Origin of the sequence: Dyella sp. 2HG41-7 (genome assembly GCF_021390675.1) — a bacterium.
Lineage (GTDB): Bacteria > Pseudomonadota > Gammaproteobacteria > Xanthomonadales > Rhodanobacteraceae > Dyella_B.
The window spans coordinates 83971-104074 of the sequence record NZ_JAJEJV010000003.1; the positions used below are offsets into that span (position 1 = coordinate 83971).

17 protein-coding genes are annotated in these 20104 nt (G+C 61.0%); 12 read left to right on the plus strand and 5 right to left on the minus strand.

The genetic code is table 11. The features are described 5' to 3' along the window. Nucleotides 1-81: 81 nt before the first annotated feature. From accC to purH, 5 genes are all read left to right on the plus strand, one after another. Entirely contained in the window at nucleotides 82-1455 is a 1374-nt protein-coding gene (accC, locus tag L0U79_RS00395) for an acetyl-CoA carboxylase biotin carboxylase subunit (protein ID WP_233839901.1), read from the plus strand. Between the two features lie 251 nt (nucleotides 1456-1706). Then, nucleotides 1707-2606 (plus strand): 50S ribosomal protein L11 methyltransferase, encoded by a 900-nt coding sequence (prmA, locus tag L0U79_RS00400; RefSeq protein ID WP_233839902.1) that lies wholly within the window; start codon nucleotides 1707-1709, stop codon nucleotides 2604-2606. Between the two features lie 202 nt (nucleotides 2607-2808). Continuing rightward, nucleotides 2809-3597: a zinc-ribbon and DUF3426 domain-containing protein gene (locus L0U79_RS00405; protein ID WP_255682323.1), complete on the plus strand. Its 789-nt coding sequence runs from the start codon at nucleotides 2809-2811 to the stop codon at nucleotides 3595-3597. A 214-nt stretch (nucleotides 3598-3811) separates the two neighbouring features. Next, on the plus strand, nucleotides 3812-4099 hold the full coding sequence (locus tag L0U79_RS00410; RefSeq protein WP_233839904.1) for a helix-turn-helix domain-containing protein: 288 nt from the start codon (nucleotides 3812-3814) through the stop codon (nucleotides 4097-4099). Nucleotides 4100-4208: 109 nt separating this feature from the next. Continuing rightward, nucleotides 4209-5819 (plus strand): bifunctional phosphoribosylaminoimidazolecarboxamide formyltransferase/IMP cyclohydrolase, encoded by a 1611-nt coding sequence (gene purH / locus L0U79_RS00415; protein WP_233839905.1) that lies wholly within the window; start codon nucleotides 4209-4211, stop codon nucleotides 5817-5819. 143 nt (nucleotides 5820-5962) lie between these two features. Here the strand turns inward: purH and L0U79_RS00420 are convergent, their stop codons facing one another. Next, nucleotides 5963-6976, minus strand: coding sequence for a bile acid:sodium symporter family protein (locus tag L0U79_RS00420; RefSeq protein ID WP_233839906.1), 1014 nt, complete (start codon nucleotides 6974-6976; stop codon nucleotides 5963-5965). Nucleotides 6977-7074: 98 nt separating this feature from the next. Here L0U79_RS00420 and L0U79_RS00425 point away from each other — a divergent pair, with 98 nt between their 5' ends. Beyond that, on the plus strand, nucleotides 7075-7971 hold the full coding sequence (locus L0U79_RS00425; protein WP_233839907.1) for a LysR family transcriptional regulator: 897 nt from the start codon (nucleotides 7075-7077) through the stop codon (nucleotides 7969-7971). 46 nt (nucleotides 7972-8017) lie between these two features. Beyond that, nucleotides 8018-8728, plus strand: a complete 711-nt coding sequence (locus tag L0U79_RS00430; protein ID WP_233839908.1) for a glutathione S-transferase — start codon at nucleotides 8018-8020, stop codon at nucleotides 8726-8728. Nucleotides 8729-8737: 9 nt separating this feature from the next. On the opposite strand, the gene L0U79_RS00435 is transcribed toward L0U79_RS00430, so the two are convergent. Both L0U79_RS00435 and L0U79_RS00440 read right to left on the minus strand, forming a co-directional pair. Beyond that, nucleotides 8738-9169, minus strand: coding sequence for an EamA family transporter (locus L0U79_RS00435; RefSeq protein WP_233839909.1), 432 nt, complete (start codon nucleotides 9167-9169; stop codon nucleotides 8738-8740). Between the two features lie 9 nt (nucleotides 9170-9178). Beyond that, nucleotides 9179-9706: a DUF2782 domain-containing protein gene (locus L0U79_RS00440; protein WP_233839910.1), complete on the minus strand. Its 528-nt coding sequence runs from the start codon at nucleotides 9704-9706 to the stop codon at nucleotides 9179-9181. Nucleotides 9707-9839: 133 nt separating this feature from the next. On the opposite strand from L0U79_RS00440, the gene polA reads away from it, so the two are divergent. The 5 genes from polA to L0U79_RS00465 all read left to right on the plus strand — a co-directional run bounded on the left by polA (nucleotide 9840) and on the right by L0U79_RS00465 (nucleotide 16347). Beyond that, the gene (polA, locus tag L0U79_RS00445; RefSeq protein ID WP_233839911.1) at nucleotides 9840-12593 is read left to right on the plus strand and encodes a DNA polymerase I; all 2754 of its coding nucleotides are present in this window, start codon (nucleotides 9840-9842) and stop codon (nucleotides 12591-12593) included. A gap of 393 nt (nucleotides 12594-12986) precedes the next feature. Continuing rightward, nucleotides 12987-14021 carry a LacI family DNA-binding transcriptional regulator gene (locus tag L0U79_RS00450; protein ID WP_233840107.1) on the plus strand — a complete coding sequence of 345 codons (1035 nt, stop codon included), beginning with the start codon at nucleotides 12987-12989 and terminating at the stop codon, nucleotides 14019-14021. A gap of 154 nt (nucleotides 14022-14175) precedes the next feature. Next, complete coding sequence (locus tag L0U79_RS00455) at nucleotides 14176-14589, plus strand: VOC family protein (RefSeq protein WP_233839912.1); 414 nt, start codon at nucleotides 14176-14178, stop codon at nucleotides 14587-14589. 8 nt (nucleotides 14590-14597) lie between these two features. Beyond that, a complete protein-coding gene (locus tag L0U79_RS00460; protein ID WP_233839913.1) occupies nucleotides 14598-15014 on the plus strand; it encodes a YciI family protein in 417 nt (138 codons plus the stop codon). Between the two features lie 52 nt (nucleotides 15015-15066). Next, on the plus strand, nucleotides 15067-16347 hold the full coding sequence (locus L0U79_RS00465) for an RNA polymerase sigma factor (protein WP_233839914.1): 1281 nt from the start codon (nucleotides 15067-15069) through the stop codon (nucleotides 16345-16347). Here the strand turns inward: L0U79_RS00465 and L0U79_RS00470 are convergent. Both L0U79_RS00470 and L0U79_RS00475 read right to left on the minus strand, forming a co-directional pair. Continuing rightward, complete coding sequence (locus L0U79_RS00470) at nucleotides 16344-17825, minus strand: MFS transporter (protein ID WP_233839915.1); 1482 nt, start codon at nucleotides 17823-17825, stop codon at nucleotides 16344-16346. The two genes, L0U79_RS00465 and L0U79_RS00470, sit on opposite strands and share 4 nt — an antisense overlap. Next, the gene (locus tag L0U79_RS00475) at nucleotides 17822-20002 is read right to left on the minus strand and encodes a trehalase family glycosidase (RefSeq protein WP_233839916.1); all 2181 of its coding nucleotides are present in this window, start codon (nucleotides 20000-20002) and stop codon (nucleotides 17822-17824) included. The genes L0U79_RS00470 and L0U79_RS00475 overlap by 4 nt, the downstream gene beginning before the upstream one ends. Nucleotides 20003-20104: the final 102 nt, after the last annotated feature.

Sequence of the window (20104 nt, forward strand, 5' to 3'; positions counted from 1 at the left end):
GGCACTGCATCGCACACTACCACCTGACGGGCGCACAAGTTCAACGCGGGCCACTCAGAGTTATAGGGCAGGCTCTTAACTATGCAAAAGCTCGAAAAGGTCGTTATCGCCAATCGCGGCGAAATCGCGTTGCGCATCCTGCGTGCGTGCCACAGCCTGGGTATTCGTACCGTGGCGGTGCACTCGACCGCGGATCGCAATCTCAAGCACGTGGGACTGGCGGATGAAGCTATCTGCATCGGCCCCGCGCCATCGGTCGACAGTTATCTCAATATTCCGCGCATCATCGCGGCGGCGGAAATCACCGACGCCAACGCGATTCATCCAGGCTACGGCTTTCTCGCCGAGCGCGCAGATTTCGCCGAACAAGTGGAGCAATCGGGTTTCATCTTTATCGGCCCGACCGCCGATGTGATTCGCATGATGGGCGACAAAGTCGAAGCCATTCGCGCGATGAAATCCGCCGGCGTGCCGTGCGTGCCCGGTTCCGGCGGGCCGCTTGGCGACAACGTCGAAGAAAACATGCGCATCGCGCGCGAGATCGGTTATCCCGTGATCATCAAAGCCGCCGGCGGCGGCGGCGGTCGCGGCATGCGCGTGGTGCGCACCGAAGCGCATTTGGGCAACGCCATCACCATGACCAAGCAGGAAGCCAAAGCGGCGTTCGGCAACGATCAGGTGTACATGGAGAAGTTTCTGGAGAATCCGCGTCACGTGGAAATCCAGGTGCTCGCCGACGGCCAAGGCAATGCGATTCATCTTGGCGAACGCGATTGCTCCATGCAGCGTCGCCATCAGAAAGTTGTCGAAGAAGCGCCCGCGCCGGGCATCACGCCGGAATTGCGCGCGCAAATCGGCAAAGTGTGCGTGGATGCGTGCTTGCGCATTGGTTATCGCGGCGCCGGCACGTTCGAATTCCTGTTCGAGAACGGCAAGTTCTACTTTATCGAAATGAACACACGTATTCAGGTGGAGCATCCGGTGACGGAACTCATCACCGGTGTGGATCTGGTGCGCGAACAATTGCTGATCGCCGCGGGCGAAAAGCTGTCGATCAAGCAAGAGCACATCAAGATCCAAGGCCACGCGATCGAATGCCGCATCAACGCGGAAGATCCGGAAACATTTATGCCTTCGCCAGGCACCGTAAAGCGCTTCGAAGCGCCGGGCGGCCCCGGCGTGCGCGTGGACACGCATCTGTACGACGGATACAAAATTCCGCCGAACTACGATTCGATGATCGGCAAGCTGATCGTGCACGGACCGGATCGCGAAACCGCCATCGCGCGCATGCGTCTTGCGTTGGCCGAGACGGTGATCGAAGGCGTGAAGTGCAATCTTCCGCTGCAGCAGCGCATCATGAACGATGTGGGATTCCAGCAAGGCGGACAGAACATCCACTATCTGGAAAAGCGCATGGCGGAACACAAGGAACATCCGCATAGCGGGCATTGATTGAGCTCGTCATTCCGGCGTAGGCCGGAATCCAGTTCTAATGCGCCGTGCAAAGCACACAATTTGAGTGCTGCGCACCGCATGTTTGTACTGGATTCCGGCCTGCGCCGGAATGACGACGACGCTAGAACAGCCATATCGCCCGAGACGAAACGGGGGAAGCTGAATTCCGTCGCAAGTTCCAACTCTCGCCCTACCTCGTCGCAAAAAGACGAGAGACAATCGCTCTATCGCCGCCTCACGGAACACCGATGCCCTGGCTCGAACTCTCATTGATCGTGCGTGCCGAACAGCAGCCACGCGTGGAAGAGGCGCTGGACGATCTGGGCGCGCTCTCGATCACGATGCGCGACGCCGATGCGGAAACGCCCGACGAACAGGCGATTTTCGAGCCTGGCGTCGGCGAATTGCCGTTGTGGCCCACCATCACGTTGAACGCGCTGTTCGAAGCCGATTCCGATCGCCGTGGCTTGAGCGAAGCGCTGGGCGAATTGCTGCCGTGGTTGGAACCCGATCAACTGAGTTTCCGCGACGTCGCCGACGAAGATTGGGAACGCGCGTGGATGGATCAATTCAAACCGATGCCGTTTGGGCGTCGGCTATGGATTTATCCCTGGAATATCGCGCCGCCCGAGGATGACAGCGTGATCGTGCAACTTGATCCGGGCCTGGCCTTCGGCAGCGGCACGCATCCCACCACCGCGTTGTGCCTGGAATGGCTCGACGGCCTGGAAATCGCCGGCAAACGCGTGATCGACTACGGTTGCGGCTCGGGCATTCTCGCCATCGCCGCGCTCAAGCTGGGCGCGATCTCCGCTGTCGGCGTGGACAACGATCCGCAAGCGCTGACAGCCTCCGCGGACAACGCCGAACGCAACCAAGTTGCCGACCGTTTGGCATTGTTTCTGCCCGAGGATTTCGCAGGCGAACCGGCAGACATCTTCGTCGCGAACATTCTCGCCGGCCCGCTCGGCGAATTGGCGCCCACCTTCGCTGCCCTCGCCAAACCGGGTGCGCCGTTTGCAATCTCCGGGATTCTGCAGGGCCAGCATGAGGAGCTGCTCGCGCGTTATGCCGAATGGTTCGATGCGCTACGCGTGGACACGCGCGAAGATTGGGTGCGGATCAGCGGGCATCGTCGTCATGCTTGACTCTCTCTCCCCTCCGGGACGCGGAGAGCGGCCATGGATGGCCGCGTCTTGAGGAGCGAGGAAGAGGGCTGAGTGAGGGGCAAACTTGCGAAATGGGTTATTCGAAGTACGCTTCGATAAAAATTTCCGCAAGCCTTGGCCCCTCACCTCAATCCTCTCCCCGAAAGGGAGAGGAAGCAAACGCACAGAGCCATACTCAAGCATGTATACGCAATGTCCTGAATGCTTGTCCGTGTTTGCAGTCGATGCGCGCACGCTCGCGCAGGCGCACGGCTTTGTCATGTGCGGACATTGCGGCGCAGGCTTCGATTCCATCGCCACGCTGTCGGATCAACTGCCGCCCGAACCCTTTTTCGAGCTGCCTTCGCACGAGCCGGGCATCGAGCCGCCGCGCGTGGAATTGGTCGTATATCGGCCGAAATCCGCGTCCGAGCAAGCCGAAACCGAAGCTCCGCCCGCCGAAGACGTGTTTGCCGACCTTATCGTCACGCCGCGTTTCGCACGCGACGTTCGCGCTGATAAACCACGTCGATGGCCGTGGGTTGTTGCGTGTTTGGTGTTGTTGATGGGCCTCACCACGCAGCTTGCATGGGCCTTGCGCGATACGTTGGTGACCGATCCGACGACCGGTTCGTTGCTTCAACAGGTTTGCAATGCGCTGCAATGCCAATTGCCGCCGGTACGCGACGTCGCCAAGCTGCGTTTGCTGGCGCGCGACGTACAAACGCATCCGACCGTTCCCGGTGCATTGCTAATCAGCGCCACCGTGCGCAACGACGCCACCTTTACGCAACCGTGGCCGGTGGTCACGCTGCGTTTATCGGACGGCAACGGCAAAGTGATCGCCATGCGTCGACTCAATGCGTACGAATACCTGGACGACACCGAAGCTTTACGTCGCGGGCTTCAGCCCGGCGCTAGCACAGCTTTGGTTTTTGAGGTAGAGGATCCGGGTCATCAAGCCGTCGCGTTTGACCTGGGATTTGAATAACTGCCGCTTAGTGTCTGTTCGGCATAGGCTTATGCGTTTTCATGTCCGTGGGCTCTTAATTTTGTCTTCGGTCGCGAGTACACTCGGTCCCTCGCGCTAAAGAAAAGCTCCGACTCGAAGCCTCGCTTTGCGCAAACTTTTCGATCCGCCGCGACAGCGGTAACTGCCAAAACATGGTGACGGCCCATGCAGCCGTCACAGTACGTGAGGGGAAATGTCCTTGAACGCCGTCAGACTGCCTACCCACGAGGCTGTTCGTGAATCCTCGTCGCAAAGTGCACTGAGTGAATGCGTTACGCGTACCGTGCGTCGCTACCTCGCCGACATCGGCGATACGACGTGCGATGAAGGTTTGTATGCGATGGTTCTTCGCGAAGTCGAAGGCCCGCTGTTGCGTGAAGTGTTGGCGTTTCATGACGGCAATCAAAGCCGCGCCGCGACGGCGCTGGGCATCAATCGCGCAACGCTGCGCAAAAAGCTGGCCGCGCACGGCCTGCTCTGAAACACCACTGAATCCCACCGATATTCGCCTCATTTAGCCGTCCAAACAGCGGGCGCGGGCGGCGTTCGTCGCGCTATAATGCGAGGCTTTCACGCACCCGGAAGCCGCCATGCCCGCACCTGCCGTCACGCCCATCCGCCGCGCCCTGATCAGCGTCTCGGACAAGACCGGACTGATCGAGCTGGGCCAGCGCCTGGCGGCGGCCCACGTGGAATTGCTGTCCACCGGCGGTAGCGCCAAGGCGCTGCGCGACGCAGGCATTCCGGTGAAGGACGTCAGCGACGTCACCGGCTTCCCGGAAATCATGGACGGTCGCGTCAAGACCCTGCATCCCAAGGTGCATGGCGGACTGCTGGGCCGTCGCGGCACCGACGATACGGTGATGAACGAACTAGGCATCGCGCCCATCGATCTGCTGGTGCTGAACCTGTACCCGTTCGAAGCCACCGTCGCCAAACCGGATTGCACGCTCGAAGAAGCCATCGAAAACATCGACATCGGCGGCCCGGCGATGCTGCGCTCCGCCGCGAAGAACTGGAACGACGTCGGCGTACTCACCTCGCCCGACCAATACGACGAAGCGCTCGCTGAAATCGAGCAACATGGCGGCTTGAGCCGCGCGACGCGGTTCAAACTTTCCGTCACTGCGTTCAATCGCGTCTCCAATTACGACGCTGCGATCAGCGATTACTTGTCGGGCTTGCAACTCAACGATGCGCAAGACGCCATTGCGGGCCACGACGCGTTCTCCAGCCAGGCCAACGGGCGTTTCGTGAAGGTGATGGATTTGCGCTACGGCGAAAATCCGCATCAGCAAGCCGCGTTCTATCGCGATCTGTATCCCGCGCCGGGCACGCTCGCCACGTTCAAACAGCTGCAAGGCAAAGAGCTGTCGTTCAACAACATCGCCGACTCCGATGCCGCGTGGGAATGCGTGCGCAGCTTCACCAAGCCGGCGTGCGTGATCGTTAAGCATGCCAATCCGTGCGGTGTGGCCGTGAGTTTGGATGGCATCGGCCGCGCTTACGATCTCGCTTACCAGACCGATCCTACTTCGGCGTTTGGCGGCATCATCGCGTTCAATCGCGAAGTCGATGGCGATACCGCACGCGCTATCGTCGAACGTCAATTCGTGGAAGTCGTGCTCGCCCCGGGTTACGCGGCCGACGCGCTGAAGGCTTTCGCCAAGAAGGCGAATGTGCGTGTGCTGGTGATCCCGCCGCCGGCCAGCGGCGACTTGAGCCAGGCCAATCCGGGCAACGACTGCCGCCGCGTCGGCTCAGGCCTACTCATCCAGACCGCCGATCGCGGCATGGTTACCGCCGACGACCTCAAGATCGTCACTCGCCGCGCGCCCACGCAAGCGGAAATCGACGATCTGATCTTCGCCTGGAAAGTGGCGAAGTACGTGAAGAGCAACGCCATCGTCTATGCGCGAGGCCGCCAAACCATTGGTATCGGCGCCGGCCAGATGAGCCGCGTGTACAGCGCGCGCATCGCCGGTATCAAAGCCGCCGACGAGAAACTGGAAGTGCGCGGTTCGGTGATGGCGTCCGACGCGTTTTTCCCATTCCGCGATGGCATCGACGCGGCGGCCGCCGCAGGCATTCGCGCCGTAATTCAGCCCGGCGGCTCGATGCGCGATGCGGAAGTGATCGCCGCAGCGGACGAGCACGACATGGCGATGGTGTTCACCGGCATGCGTCACTTCCGTCACTAACAATCCCCGCCATGACCCATCCCCTCCCCTGCTCGCAGGGGAGGATTAGGGTGGGGTCGCACGAGCTTGCCTAAGAGCAAACTCACCGCAAGAGTCACCACTAAAGCCCACCCCTACTGCACGTAGGGGTGGGAGCAAGGGACTCACTGATCTACCACCAGCATCTTCGGTTGAGATGCCTTGTGCGCAACCGACTCCGCACGTTGCGCATACCGCCGCGCCAACACCGCGCACACCATCAACTGCATCTGATGAAACAGCATGATCGGCAACACGATCATGCCCAACGCATGCGCTGGGAACAGCACGTTCGCCATCGGCACACCGCTGGCCAAGCTTTTTTTCGAGCCGCAGAACACGACGGTGATCTCGTCTTCGCGACTGAAGCCCAACACGCGCGAACCGTAACGCGTCGCAAGCAGCGCCAGCGCCAGCAAGACGGCGTTAACGACAAGCAATCCACCCAAGACGGATAGCGGCAATTGCTTCCACAAACCCTGCAGCACCGCGGCGCTGAACGCCGTGTACACCACCAGCAAAATGGAACCCTGGTCGACAAAACCGATCATTGGACGATGGCGCTGCACCCAACCGCCGATCCAACGCTGTGCGATTTGCCCCGCCACAAACGGCACGAACAATTGCAACACGATATCGCCCACCGCGTGCCACGACATCGCGCCCTGCCCTTGCGTTTGCACGACCAGTCCCGTCAGCAGCGGCGTGACAACGATACCGATCAAGCTGGACGCCGATGCGGAACACACCGCCGCCGATACGTTGCCGCGCGCGATTGAGGTGAATGCGATCGACGACTGCACCGTCGACGGCAGCGTGCACAAAAACAAGATGCCTACATACAGCGCCGGCGTCACCAGCGGCATCAACAGCGGCTTTAACAGCAAGCCCAGCAACGGAAACAGCGCGAACGTGCTGGCCATGACCGCCACATGCAAACGCCAGTTGGTAATGCCCGCAACCACCGCTTCCCGCGACAACTTTGCGCCATGCAGAAAGAACAGCAGCGCGATCGCAAGATTGGTCAGCCACTCGAACACCGTCGCTGTGGCGCCGCGACACGGCAAAACGCTGGCGAGAGTCACGGTGCCGATTAGGCAAAGCGTGAAATTGTCGGGAAGAAAACGTCGTAGCGACATGGCGGCGAGACCGCGAAAAGGACCGGAATACCGCTATTTCAATCGCCCCATATTGATAAATCAAATCACTTTATTGTATCTATTGATCCATTATGGGAATGAATATCAGTTTGCGGCAGCTACGGGTGTTTCTCGGCGTGGCGCAACAGCGTCATTTCCGCCGCGCCGCCGAGCATGTGCACCTCAGCCAGCCGGCCGTAAGCCGGCACATCGCCGACTTGGAGGCCGAACTCGGCGTGCGCCTGTTCGATCGCAGCACGCGCGAAGTGATTCCCACCGAAGCCGGCCGCTATCTGGAAAGCGCGATCGAACGCGTGCTCGACGAACTCGAAGGCGTACTGGAACACGTGCATTCCGAAGGCGAGCGGCGGCGCGGCAAAATCCGCATTGCATCGGTACCTACGTTGTCGGCCAGCCTGATGCCCGCGTGCATCGCCGATTGCGCGCGCGAATATCCCGAACTCGCCATCCAATTGCACGATCAAACGCAAACCTTGGTGCTCGATAGCGTGCGCGGCGGCGAAGTGGATTTCGGCATCGCCATCGATCCACCGGAAGCCGGCGATTTCGATAGCGAAGTCATCATGCGCGATCCGTTCTGCCTGGCCTGCCGTTCCGATCATCCGCTCGCGCGGCAGAAAACCGTTTCGTGGAAAAAGCTGCAGGGCCAGCCGCTCATTTTGCTCGACTACTCTTCCGGCAGCCGCCGACTGATCGATCAGATCTTGCAAAAGCACGGCGTGGAAGCGCGCGTCGTGCAACAGACGAGCCACACCCATACCGCGTTCCGCATGGTGGAAGCCGGACTTGGCGTCACGATTACGCCGGCGCTTTCTTCGCCACCTGCAACACTTGCGGTACGACGACTCACACCCACAGAACAACGCGCCGTCACCCTGATTCACCGCCGCCAGCGTTCGCTGTCGCCGTTGGCGGCGCTGGTATGGAACCGTTTGCGCGAATTGGCGGCCAAAGGCGCGCTCACGTCGTATTGAAGGCGGGCTCTCTAAGCTGCCGTGATCGCGGCGAGGAGCATGCATCATGCGCTACGAACTGTATTACTGGTCAGGCATCCAGGGGCGCGGCGAATACGTGCGCTTGGCGCTGGAAGACGCAGGCGCCGAATACGTCGATGTCGCACGCGAACGCGGCGATAGCGCGTTGATGCCGTTTCTGCGTGGCAAACACGAAAGCGCGCTGCCCTTCGCGCCGCCCTTTCTCAAAGCTGGACGCCTGTTGATTGCGCAGACGGCGACGATACTCGCTTATCTCGGTCCGCATCTTGGTCTGGTGCCCGGCGGACAGGCTGCGGAAATCTACGCGCAACAATTGCAATTGACGATTGCCGATTTCGTGGTGGAAATTCACGACACGCACCACCCCATCGCCGCCAGCTTGTATTACCAGAAGCAGCGCGCCGCCGCGCTCAAACGCGCACAGATTTTTCGCGACGAGCGTTTGCCGAAATTCCTTGAGTACTTTGAGGACGTGATCGAACGCGGCAACGGTCGAACGGCGTTGTCGCGCCACTCTTATGTCGATCTCTCGCTGTTTCAACTGGTCAGCGGTCTCGACTACGCGTTTCCCAATGCCATGCGCAAGATGCAAAAACATATGCCGCTGCTGCGCGCCTTAGCCGAACGCATCGCCAAACGCCCAAACATCGCCGCGTACTTGGCGTCGCCACGACGCATTGCGTTCAACGAGGAAGGGATTTTCCGGCGCTACCGCGAGCTCGATTCCGTGCGCTGATTGCGCGCCTCAGAACAACGCGATCACCAACGATCCCGCCACGATCAGCACGCCGCCGATCAATACCGGCCAACTCGGCTTTTCGCCGAGCAGCAACAAACCCAGCACGATCGCGATGGCGACGCTGAGTTTGTCGATCGGCGCGACTTTGCTGATCGGCCCAAGCTGCAACGCGCGGTAATAGCACAGCCACGAAAGCCCGGTCGCGATGCCCGAAAGCACCAGAAACACCCAGCTATGCCAAGGCAAGCCCGTGGGCTTCGCCCATTCCGAACGCAAACTGAGAATGCCCGCGGTAACGACGAGAATAACGACCGTGCGAATAAACGTGGCGAGATTGGAATTGATGCCCGCCACGCCAAGCTTGCCGAACAACGCCGTCAGCGCGGCGAAGAACGCCGAGCCCAAAGCGAACAGCAGCCAGCTTTCGCGCAGATTCATTCGCTAAGTTTACTGGCCGCTGTCTTCCGACGAAGACGACGAAGCAGGCTTGCTGCCGCCCCACTTCAGGATGTTGTATTGCACCGGCTTCACGCGCGTGCGGCTCACCGGGTCGAAGAAGTTGCCGTTCTCGTCCACGTTGTACACCTGCTGCGGACCGTGTTTGGGCGTGACGACCACCATGTACACGCGGCCGTTCTGGCGGAATTCCTGGATCGTGTTCTCGCCTTGCTGCCGCACGCTCACATCCGGCGGCGGCTGACCATTGGCGTCGTGCTCAGACGCCGGCACGCCAGCCACCTTCGGCACCGGAATGGGCTTGCCCGGCAGATGGCTCGGTTCCAGTTCGGCGGGACTCGATACGGGCTTGTTGGTGCTCGCCGCGGCGGCCGGTTCCTTGGCGGGATTAACGCCCGGATCGTTCATGCCCGGCGGCGGCGGGGCCGGCGCAAACTGCGGTTGCGATGACGAGGACTGCGCAAACGCCGACGTAGCGGCCAAAAGCGAAAGGGTGAGCAAACCGGCTGCGTATTTCATGGCGATAGACCTCGTCAGGGCCTTAAAGCATAGCAGCGGGCGCTGCGCCGGGCAGTGAACGGGAACGCAGGGCGCTTGACGCATGGGCTCCCTGTTTTCTCCTCGTCATCCGCCTTCGACTAGAATCCCGAAGATGCCAAAACTTACGCTCATCGACGGCTCGTCGTATCTCTACCGCGCCTTCCACGCGCTGCCTCCCTTAAGCAATGCCAAGGGCGAACCCACCGGCGCATTGTTTGGCGTGGTCAACATGTTGCGCTCGACCTTGAAGGACAAGCCCGATTACGTGGCGTTCGTGTCCGACGCGTCGGGACCGACCTTCCGCAACGTGCTTTACGACAAGTACAAAGCCAACCGCCCGCCGATGCCGGACGAACTGCGCGCGCAGATCGAACCGATGCTGGCGATCGTCGGCGCGCTCGGTTTTCCGATCCTGCGCGTAAGCGGCGTGGAAGCCGACGATGTGATCGGCACGCTGGCCACGCAAGCGCACGCGCATGGCATCGACGTGCTGATTTCCACCGGCGACAAAGATCTCGCGCAACTCGTGCGCCCCGGCATTAAGCTGATCAACACCATGACCAACACCACCATGGACAGCGCCGCCGTGGTGGACAAATTCGGCGTCAAGCCCTCGCAGATCATCGATTTTCTGAGCCTCACCGGCGACACCGTCGACAACGTGCCCGGCGTCACCAAATGCGGCCCGAAAACTGCCGCTAAATGGTTGGCCGAATACGGGACGCTCGATGGCGTGATCGCCCATGCGGACAAAATCGGCGGCAAAATCGGCGAATACCTGCGCGAAGCGCTGCCGTCGCTGCCGCTATCGCGCGAACTGGTGACGATCAAGACCGACGTACCGCTGGATCTCACCGTGCAACAGCTGATGCTGCACGATCGCGATACGACCGCGTTGCGCGACTTGTTCGCCCGCTACGAATTCAAAGCGGCGTTGAAGGAACTGGAAAACGCGGCGACGGACGTCGCCGAGCAACCGCTTTCGCCCGCTACGGAAAAACCGATTGTCGAACCCACGCGCATCGACACCTCGGCGCCTTCGGTCGAACTCAATGCGCCCGGTCATTACGAACTGGTCACCACGCAGGAGCAGTTCGATCAATGGTTGTCGCGTCTGCACGATGCGCCGCTGATCGCGTTCGATACGGAAACCACCAGCCTCGATTCGATGCAGGCGGATATCGTGGGCGTCAGTCTTTCGGTGCAGCCCGGATACGCTTGCTATATCCCGCTCGGACACGATTACCCTGGCGCGCCGGCGCAACTTCCACGCGACAAAGTGCTCGCCGCGCTCAAACCCTTATTCGAAGATCCCAAGCGCCCGAAAGTCGGCCAGCACGCCAAATACGACATGAACATCCTGTCGCACTACGGCATCGTCGTGCAGGGCCTCAAGCACGACACGATGTTGGAATCCTACGTCTGGAACGCGACGGCCACGCGGCACGACATGGATTCGCTGGCGAAGAAATACCTCGGTTACGACACTATTAAATACGAGGAAGTCGCCGGCAAAGGCGCGAAACAGATTTCGTTTTCGCAAGTGGATTTGGATACCGCGTGCCGCTACGCCGCCGAAGACGCCGATGTCACCTTGCGTCTGCACCATGCGTTGTGGCCGCTGCTGGAAGGCGAGCCAAAGCTGCGCAAGGTTTACGAAGACATCGAGATTCCGCTCGTGCCCGTGCTCGCCAGCATGGAACAACGCGGCGTACTTATCGATGTCAACGAATTGCGCATGCAAAGCCAGCAACTCGGCAAGCGCATGCACGAGTTGCAGCAGGAGGCGTATAAATCCGCCGGTCGCGACTTCAATCTCGATTCGCCCAAGCAATTGCAGGCGATTCTGTTCGACGAACTCGGCCTGCCGGCCAAGCTGAAAACGCCGACCGGGCAGCCGTCCACCAACGAGGAAGCGCTCGAAGCCATCGCCGACGATCACGCGTTGCCGCGGCTGATTCTCGAATACCGCGGCCTGGCGAAACTGCGTTCCACCTACACCGAAAAGCTCGCCGAGATCGTCAATCCGCGCACCGGCCGCGTGCATACCAGCTATCACCAGGGCGCGGTGGCGACGGGACGCATCTCCTCCAACGATCCGAACTTGCAGAACATTCCGGTGCGCACCGAAGAAGGTCGACGCATCCGCCAGGCGTTTATCGCGCCGAAGGATTGGCTGGTGTTGGCGGCCGACTATTCGCAGATTGAGTTGCGCATCATGGCGCACCTGTCGGGCGATGAAGGTTTGCTGCGCGCGTTCCATGAAGGCGGCGATATCCATCGCGCGACTGCCGCGGAAGTCTTCGGTCTCGAACCTGAAGCCGTCACCAGCAATCAGCGCCGCGCCGCCAAGGCGATCAACTTCGGCTTGATGTACGGCATGAGCGCATTCGGTCTTGCGCGGCAACTCGGCGTCGATCGCGGCGAAGCCAGCGATTACATGGCGCGCTATTTCTCGCGCTATCCCGGCGTGCATGCCTTTATGGAAGCCACGCGCGAGCGCGCGCATCGCGACGGCTACGTGGAAACGTTGTTTGGCCGCCGCCTGTATCTGGAAAACCTGACGTCGCGCAATCAAGCCTTGCGCGCGGGCGCGGAACGCGCGGCCGTCAATGCGCCGATGCAAGGCACGGCGGCCGACATCATCAAGCGCGCCATGATCACCTTGGCCGCCTGGCAGAAAGATCACGACGACAAAGCGCACATGCTGATGCAGGTGCACGACGAATTGGTGTTTGAAGTACGCGCCGATGCGGTCGATGAAGTACGCGAAGCGATCCGCGAACGCATGTCCGGCGCCGCCGAGTTGCGCGTTCCGTTGGTGGTGGATGTCGGCGTGGGCAAGAACTGGGACGAGGCGCACTGACCCTATCTGTTCTTGCCCCATAAAGCCGAGCGGATTCAGCGGCATCGTCGCTGCGAAACAGCGCGTTTTTGCGAAATGAATCCCCGCTGACCATTTCCAGATTTTTCCTTCGCGGCCTGAACTTTTCAGCCCAACCGCTGCTCTAACTCTTCGGATGCACGCAACGGCATCCCCCGGCGCCCACCTCCCTGGGTCGCCACCCGGAATTGGCCCTCTCCCCTGGGTCGCCGATTCCCCGGCCCCGAGGACTCCCCCTAAGTTCTCGGGGCTTTTTATTGCCCGTTATCTGGCCGTGCCATTTTTGGACGGGACAGATGACGATCCAACCGTTAGGATGGTGTTACGGGACGGCTGCCGCCCGTCAACCGTCCGAGTAAAGAGCCAGCAGTGCATATCAAAGGGAAACCGACGTCCTTCGACATCGCCCACCTCACCGGGGTCTCGCAGTCCACGGTGTCGCGGGCGTTGCGCGGCAGTCCCTTGGTGAGCGAGGAAACGCGCCAGCGCATTAAAGCCGCAGCGGACCAGCTCAATTACAAAGTCGACAAGAACGCGTCGAATCTGCGTTCACAGCATTCGGGCACGTTGGCGTTGTTGTTGTTTGAAGACCCGACGGCCGACGACTCGCATATCAATCCGTTCTTTCTGTCGATGTTGGGCTCCATCACGCACGCCTGTGCATTGCGCGGTTACGACTTGCTGATTTCGTTTCAGCAACTGTCCGACGATTGGCATGCCGATTACGCCGACAGCAAGAAGGCCGATGGCATCATCCTGCTGGGCTACGGCGACTATTTGGCCTACTGCGACAAGCTGCAGAAGCTGGTAGCGCAAGGCACGCGCTCGGTGCGCTGGGGTGCGGTATTGCCCGATCAGCCGGATGTATCCGTCGGTTGCGACAATCTGCAAGGTGGTCACGCGGTCACCACGCATCTGCTGGAGCAAGGCTGCCGGCGTGTGGCTTACCTCGGCGACGCGTCCAGTCACTACCCTGAGTTCTTCGCGCGCTATCGCGGCTACGTGGCCGCGTTGCAGGAGGCCGGCATCAATGCCGATCCCGACTTGCAGGTCGACGCCATCGAAAGCACCGAACAAGCCGGCTACACCGCGATGGAAACGCTGCTCGAACGCCATGTGACATTCGACGCCGTGTTCGCCGCCAGCGACCTGATCGCCATCGGCGCCATGCGCGCCCTCGCCGACCGCCAGATCAAGGTGCCCGAGCAAGTGGCTGTGGCCGGGTTCGACGATATCCCGATGGCCCGCTTCCTCAATCCACCGCTGACCACCGTGTTGCAGGACACCAAGCTGGCCGGCGAGACCTTGGTCGACAATCTGCTGCAGCTCATCCGCCGCGAGCCAGTGGAAACACGCCTGTTGCCTGTGAAATTGGTGCCAAGGCGCTCCAGCCAGTTCGGCTCCCGCTGACTATGTCGTAGCCCCGGCGAAAGCCGGGGCCTAGTGCCTTTATAAAGTCGCTGAACTCCGGCGTGCGCCGGGGCGACGAGCTATTGTCGATTTCACCCGCGCTGCTTCGTCGCCTCTTCAGTAACGACTCAAACAAGCCACGGAGGAAGCAACCATGTACGTCCAGCCCTATCTGTTCTTCAACGGCCGTTGCGACGAAGCCCTCGGCTTTTACGAGAAACACCTCGGCGCCAAGGTCAACGCGAAGATGCGCTACAAGGAAGCGCCGCCGAGCGACGGTCCCGCCGCGAACGCCAACGGCGAACACATTATGTACAGCAACTTCAGCATCGGCGACACGGTACTGATGGCCTCCGACGATTGCGTCAACAGCGATACGAAGTTTCAAGGTTTTTCGCTGTCGCTCACCGTTAAAACCAAAGACGAAGCCGACCGCGCGTTCAACGCGCTCGCCGATGGCGGCCAAGCGATCATGCCGTTGGGCCAGACGTTCTTTTCGCCTTATTTCGGCATGGTCGCCGATCGCTTCGGCATTCACTGGATGGTGATCATTCCGGGCGAGCAATAAGGAGAACGATGATGCGCTTCATGATGCTGATGTTGCCCGCCGGTCATTGCGACGCCGCGCCCGACGCGCTGCCAAGCGCCGACGCCGTGGAAAAAATGATGCGATTCAACAAAGCGCTGCAAGAAGCCGGTGTGCTGCTTGCGCTGGATGGATTGCATCCGCCGTCGGCCGGCGTGCGCGTCAGTTCGGTCGATGGCAAGGTGAAAGTGGTCGATGGGCCGTTCTCGGAAGCCAAAGAAGTGGTCGGCGGCTATTGGATGATCGACGTGAGCTCGCGCGAGGAAGCCATCGCATGGGCGTCGCGTTGTCCGCTTGCGGTGGGCGATACGATCGAAATCCGGCAAGTTTTCGAGATGTCGGATTTTCCACCGGAAACGCGCAAGGCCGCCGAAGGCTTTGACGATCCACGTCATGTGGCCAGCTAATGCCTTTCGACATGCTTGCACCGATGCGACGCAAGTGCTGTGATCGGTGGTCATGACGGCCACCGACATCCATCGCACGATCGAAGCGGTATGGCGTATCGAATCGGCGCGGCTTATCGCCGGTCTCGCGCGCATGGTGCGCGACGTGGGCCTGGCGGAAGAACTGGCGCAGGATGCGCTGGTCACCGCGCTGGAGCGCTGGCCGGAAAGCGGCGTGCCGGACAATCCCGGCGCGTGGCTGATGACCGCCGCCAAGCATCGCGCCATCGATCAGCTTCGCCGCAAGAAACTCATCGAACGCAAGCATGAAGCCCTCGCCCACGAATCGGAATTCGAACCTGCGAATGCACGGTCGGACATCGAAACCATGCTTGACGACGATATTGGCGACGACCTGCTGCGGCTGATCTTCACCGCATGCCACCCCGTACTTTCCGCCGAAGCGCGCGCGGCGCTTACGCTGCGTCTGCTCGGCGGCTTGACCACCGACGAAATTGCGCGCGCGTTTCTCGTGCCCGAACCCACCATTTCGCAACGCATCGTGCGCGCCAAACGCACGTTGTCGGATAAACAGATCCCGTTCGAAGTACCGCGTGGCGAAGAGCGCGACGAACGTCTTGCCTCCGTGTTGGAAGTGATCTATCTCATTTTCAACGAAGGCTACGCGGCGACGTCGGGCGACGATTGGATTCGTCCCGAACTGTGCAACGAAGCGATGCGCCTGGGCCGCGTGCTCGCCGGTCTCGCGCCACTGGAATCGGAAGTGCTGGGCTTGATGGCGTTGATGGAAATTCAAGCATCACGCCTGCATGCACGCACGACGGCGACGGGCGAACCGATTCTATTGCCGGATCAAGATCGCAGCCGCTGGGACCCGTTGCTGATCCGCCGCGGACTTGCCGCTTTGGAACGCATCGAAAAACTCGGCAGCGCGCGCGGCCCTTATGCGTTGCAAGCCGCCATTGCCGCGTGCCATGCGCGCGCGCGCAGCGTCGAGACCACCGATTGGACGCGCATCGCCACGCTGTATGCGGCGCTCGCGCAAGTAATGCCTTCGCCCGTAGTGGAACTCAATCGCGCCGTCGCCGTGGCGATGGCGGCCGGCCCTGAAGCGGGATTGGCCTTGGTCGATGCCCTTGCGAACGAACCGCAACTGCGCCACTACCATCTGCTGCCGAGCGTGCGCGGCGATTTGCTCAGCCGCCTGCAACGCCATGCCGAAGCGCGCGAGGAATTCGAACGCGCCGCGTCGCTGGCGCGCAACACGCGCGAACGGCATCTCTTGCAACAACGTGCGGCGGCGAGCGCCGACGCAGCGCGCGCCGGCACTTAACCGACCGCTGTTTTCGACGCCGGCTCGTTCACACCTAGCACGCTGAAACCCGCCACCACCAAACTGGCGCCACCGAGCACCAGCGCATAAATCGGCTGCCCGTGAAAAAACACGCGCAACAAAAAGCCCAGCACGCTCGCCGCGAGCAATTGCGGAATCACGATAAAGAAATTGAAGATGCCCATATAAACGCCCATCTTCTCCGCCGGCAGGTTGTCCGATAGCAAGGCGTACGGCAGCGACAGAATGGACGCCCACGCGAAGCCTACGCCCACCATCGGCAGCAGCAACCAATCCGGATCGCGAATCAGCAGAAACGACACTAGCCCCGCGCCGCCAAGCCACAGATTGATCAAGTGACTGACGCGCAAACCCCAGCGACGCACCATCAGCGGAATCACCAGCGCGGCGAGCGCCGCGAAACCGTTGTAAGCCGCGAACAGGACACCCACCCAGTTCGCACCGGTGTTGTAAGCCGCCGAATTGGGGTCGCTACTGCCGAAATGCACCTGCGCGACGCCTGCAGTGGTGTAGATCCACATCGCGAACAACGCGAACCAGGAAAACAATTGCACCCACGCCAAACGACGCATTGCATCGGGCATGGTGAGCAAGTCCGTCATGACCTGCTTAAACACGCCCTCGATGCGAACGACGCTCCGCAACAACAGGCACAGACCGAACGCAGACACACCACCCGCGAGCAAATACAGCTCTTTCTCCAGGCGATACGCATGCACAAACCAAACGCCGACCAATCCGACGACAAGCCATAACAACCCGTAGCCGATGACGCGCGGCCATTGGATTTCTGCCGGCGTCGTTGCCGGTTCTTCAGCGAATACGCGCAGTTGTTCGGGGGGATATTCCTTGGTGGAGATCACCGTCCACACCACCGATCCCAACAACACCGCGCCGCCCACATAGAATGAATCGCGCACCGTATCTGGCACGCCGCCCGGCGCCGCGACATTGTTCACGCCCCAATGCGCAAGCAGATACGGCAGCAACGACGCAACCACTGCGCCGAGGCCGATAAAGAAACTCTGCATCGCGTAACCCAGCGGGCGCTGCGTCGTCGGCAATTGATCGCCGACGAAGGCGCGAAACGGTTCCATCGACACATTGATCGACGCATCCATCACCCACAACAAGGTCGCCGCAATCCACAACGCGGCGGAATTCGGCATCCACAACAACGCCATCGTGGTAAGCACGGCGCCCGCGAGGAAGTAAGGACGACGACGTCCCAGGCGCCCCCATGTGCGATCGGAGGCGTAGCCAATCAGCGGTTGCACGATCAAACCCGTAAGCGGCGCGGCGATCCACAGCACCGGAATATCCGCCACGCTCGCACCCAGCGTTTGGAAGATGCGACTGACATTGGCGTTCTGCAAAGCGAAGGCGAACTGGATCCCCAGAAAGCCGAAGCACATGTTCCAGATTTGCCAAAACGACAGGCTCGGTTTGCGATTCATGGCGTACCTGTCGTAGGCGTGATGATCAATTCGCCGATGCGCGCGTCGTTGAGCGGTCCGTCGATGCCGCCTTTGCCGCCCGTAAAGTGCGCAAAATGGCTGAGATCGCTCATATTGAAACCGTGCTCCAAATCGAAGCGGCACTCGGCGCCGGCTTTCACCGAAATCACGCCATACGTGGACGACTGCTCGCCCACGCTGTGCGGCATCACTATAGGCGTGCGCTGCGGCTCATCGTTGCCGCAACGCATGACCAGCATTTTGACGGCTGCCGTCACGCCCGTCTCGATCGTGCCGTGATTGTTTTCGTATCGCAGCGACACGCGATAACGTCCCGCCGTCGGCGCGGTCCACGAGCGCGGCCAACCGTCACCGATCGCCGTCGGTTCACCACCGCAGACAGTCGGGCTATGCAAAGATTCGATGCCCTGCTCGCCCACGCGCGTCGCGCTGACGCACGGCGGTTTTGCGCCCTGGGAGATATAGGTGTCGCCCTCGACGTTGCCGACACGTTGACCGTCCGCGTAGAGATCAACCTTGCCATCGGTCCGGACGCGCCAGCCTTTGTCGTCGCGCGTGATCGTCGGCGCGGAGGGCGCAGCGGGGGCGTAAAGCGGCGCATCCGTGCGTAGCTTGGCGGAGGGCGCGTCGATGGCCTTCAGCGTCACCACGACGTCGTGGCCATGCTGCGCGACGCGATCCGCGACGAGCAGATCGCCACGCATGCTGCGCGGCCGACGCAGTGTGATCGTGCGATCGGTCAAATGCAGGCTGATGCTGTCGCTCTCGCCGAACAGCATCGGCGCCAGCGACGTTGGAATCTTGGGCTCGATGCGTCCATCTTCCGTAAGACCGAAAACACCTTCGTCGACCATATCCAGATAAGCCGCCACCGACCACAGCTGACGCGGCGAATCCACCACCGGACCGCTGAGCTTGCCTTCGTCGACATGGATCGCTTGCGTCGCAAGCTCGTAGTTTTCCATATTAGACCCGGCCATCGCCGCGCCGCGCATGATCGAGCGGAGCTCGTGCGCGATGCGAGCCGGATCGTTGATCGCGCGCGCGGCGCGCAGCGCATACGCGCTTACGAACGGCCAGATCGCACGATTGTGATAAACCGGCTGATCGGCGCGCTCCGGCCAGATCACCGGACTGCCTGCGGGCCATGTGGGATAGTTTTCCAGCGCCTTGCGTGCGCGATCGCCTTCCGCGACGCCGCTCGTGACGGCCAGCGCCGTGCCGAGCAAATCGTAGGTATCGAATGGTGCGCCGTTGCCGCCGATGTAACTCATGTACATGCCGCGGTCCGCGCGCCAGAAATGCGCGTTGATCGCTTTCTTGAGCGCGGCGGCCTGTTCCTCGTAACGCTTAGCGTTAGCCGCATCACCGTGCGATGCGGAAAGATGCGCGGCTAGTTGCAGCGCTTGGTAATGCAACACGTTGGTGGATAGCGCGAACGATTGCGCGATAAACACCACGTTGTCCGCCGTCCACGCGGGATAGGTTTGTTCACGCCAGTCGAGGAAAGAGGTTTCGCCGCGATACAAGCCCTTGTCCGGATCGAATGTGTATTGACGATCCTGCGCGAGCGTATCGTTCAAGGCGCGATAGACGTCGCCGGCAAAATGCTTATCGTCGAGCAGATGGTGCGCGCCGAGAAACCAGACCACACGATCGGTGCTGATCGGCCAGCTGCCGCCCGAACCGGTGTCCTGCATCACGTACAAACCTTGCTTCTGCGATGCGTCGCGTACGTCCGACAACTTGAAGTTCAAACCGTTGCGAGCGCGCAACGGATCGATTTTCCACACACCCAGGTCGACCGCATAAGACAGATCGCGCGTCCACACGTACGGCCATTTCGCGCCAGTCTCAAAACATGTGCACGGAATCGGCTGCCCGTGATCGAACGCGCCGTCGCGGATGGCGGTGACCGAATCTTGCGTCAGTTCGTCTTGCGCCATAGCGAACAAACCGTCGAACATCGGGCTCGCCGTGTCGACGCGCATGCGTTGCGCGCCGATATCGCGCGTACCGAACGGACCGGTCAAGGTGAAGCGGCCGTCTTTCGTGCCGGTCATATGCGCTTGCTCGCCGCGCCACGCGATTTGATTGCGCCACGCGTCTCCTTGGGTCCCGGCAGCCAACGCGGCCATCATCACTACGCTCAGCATGCGCACTCCCGCTTTCGGTGTTACTGCAACCTGCCGATGATGGCAGCGTCCCCCTGCGATGTCATGGCATCCAACGATGCGCATGCTGCGACTGCAGCATGC

Excerpts from the sequence above, each read along its gene's own strand:
- L0U79_RS00420 (WP_233839906.1), bottom strand. The coding sequence starts at position 6,976 with ATGTCGCTACGACGTTTTCTTCCCGACAATTTCACGCTTTGCCTAATC.
- L0U79_RS00440 (WP_233839910.1), bottom strand. The coding sequence starts at position 9,706 with ATGAAATACGCAGCCGGTTTGCTCACCCTTTCGCTTTTGGCCGCTACG.
- L0U79_RS00460 (WP_233839913.1), top strand. The coding sequence starts at position 14,598 with ATGATGCGCTTCATGATGCTGATGTTGCCCGCCGGTCATTGCGACGCC.
- L0U79_RS00465 (WP_233839914.1), top strand. The coding sequence starts at position 15,067 with ATGACGGCCACCGACATCCATCGCACGATCGAAGCGGTATGGCGTATC.
- L0U79_RS00475 (WP_233839916.1), bottom strand. The coding sequence starts at position 20,002 with ATGCTGAGCGTAGTGATGATGGCCGCGTTGGCTGCCGGGACCCAAGGA.
- L0U79_RS00430 (WP_233839908.1), top strand. The coding sequence starts at position 8,018 with ATGCGCTACGAACTGTATTACTGGTCAGGCATCCAGGGGCGCGGCGAA.
- L0U79_RS00455 (WP_233839912.1), top strand. The coding sequence starts at position 14,176 with ATGTACGTCCAGCCCTATCTGTTCTTCAACGGCCGTTGCGACGAAGCC.
- L0U79_RS00405 (WP_255682323.1), top strand. The coding sequence starts at position 2,809 with ATGTATACGCAATGTCCTGAATGCTTGTCCGTGTTTGCAGTCGATGCG.
- accC (WP_233839901.1), top strand. The coding sequence starts at position 82 with ATGCAAAAGCTCGAAAAGGTCGTTATCGCCAATCGCGGCGAAATCGCG.
- purH (WP_233839905.1), top strand. The coding sequence starts at position 4,209 with ATGCCCGCACCTGCCGTCACGCCCATCCGCCGCGCCCTGATCAGCGTC.
- prmA (WP_233839902.1), top strand. The coding sequence starts at position 1,707 with ATGCCCTGGCTCGAACTCTCATTGATCGTGCGTGCCGAACAGCAGCCA.
- polA (WP_233839911.1), top strand. The coding sequence starts at position 9,840 with ATGCCAAAACTTACGCTCATCGACGGCTCGTCGTATCTCTACCGCGCC.
- L0U79_RS00425 (WP_233839907.1), top strand. The coding sequence starts at position 7,075 with ATGAATATCAGTTTGCGGCAGCTACGGGTGTTTCTCGGCGTGGCGCAA.
- L0U79_RS00470 (WP_233839915.1), bottom strand. The coding sequence starts at position 17,825 with ATGAATCGCAAACCGAGCCTGTCGTTTTGGCAAATCTGGAACATGTGC.
- L0U79_RS00435 (WP_233839909.1), bottom strand. The coding sequence starts at position 9,169 with ATGAATCTGCGCGAAAGCTGGCTGCTGTTCGCTTTGGGCTCGGCGTTC.
- L0U79_RS00410 (WP_233839904.1), top strand. The coding sequence starts at position 3,812 with ATGTCCTTGAACGCCGTCAGACTGCCTACCCACGAGGCTGTTCGTGAA.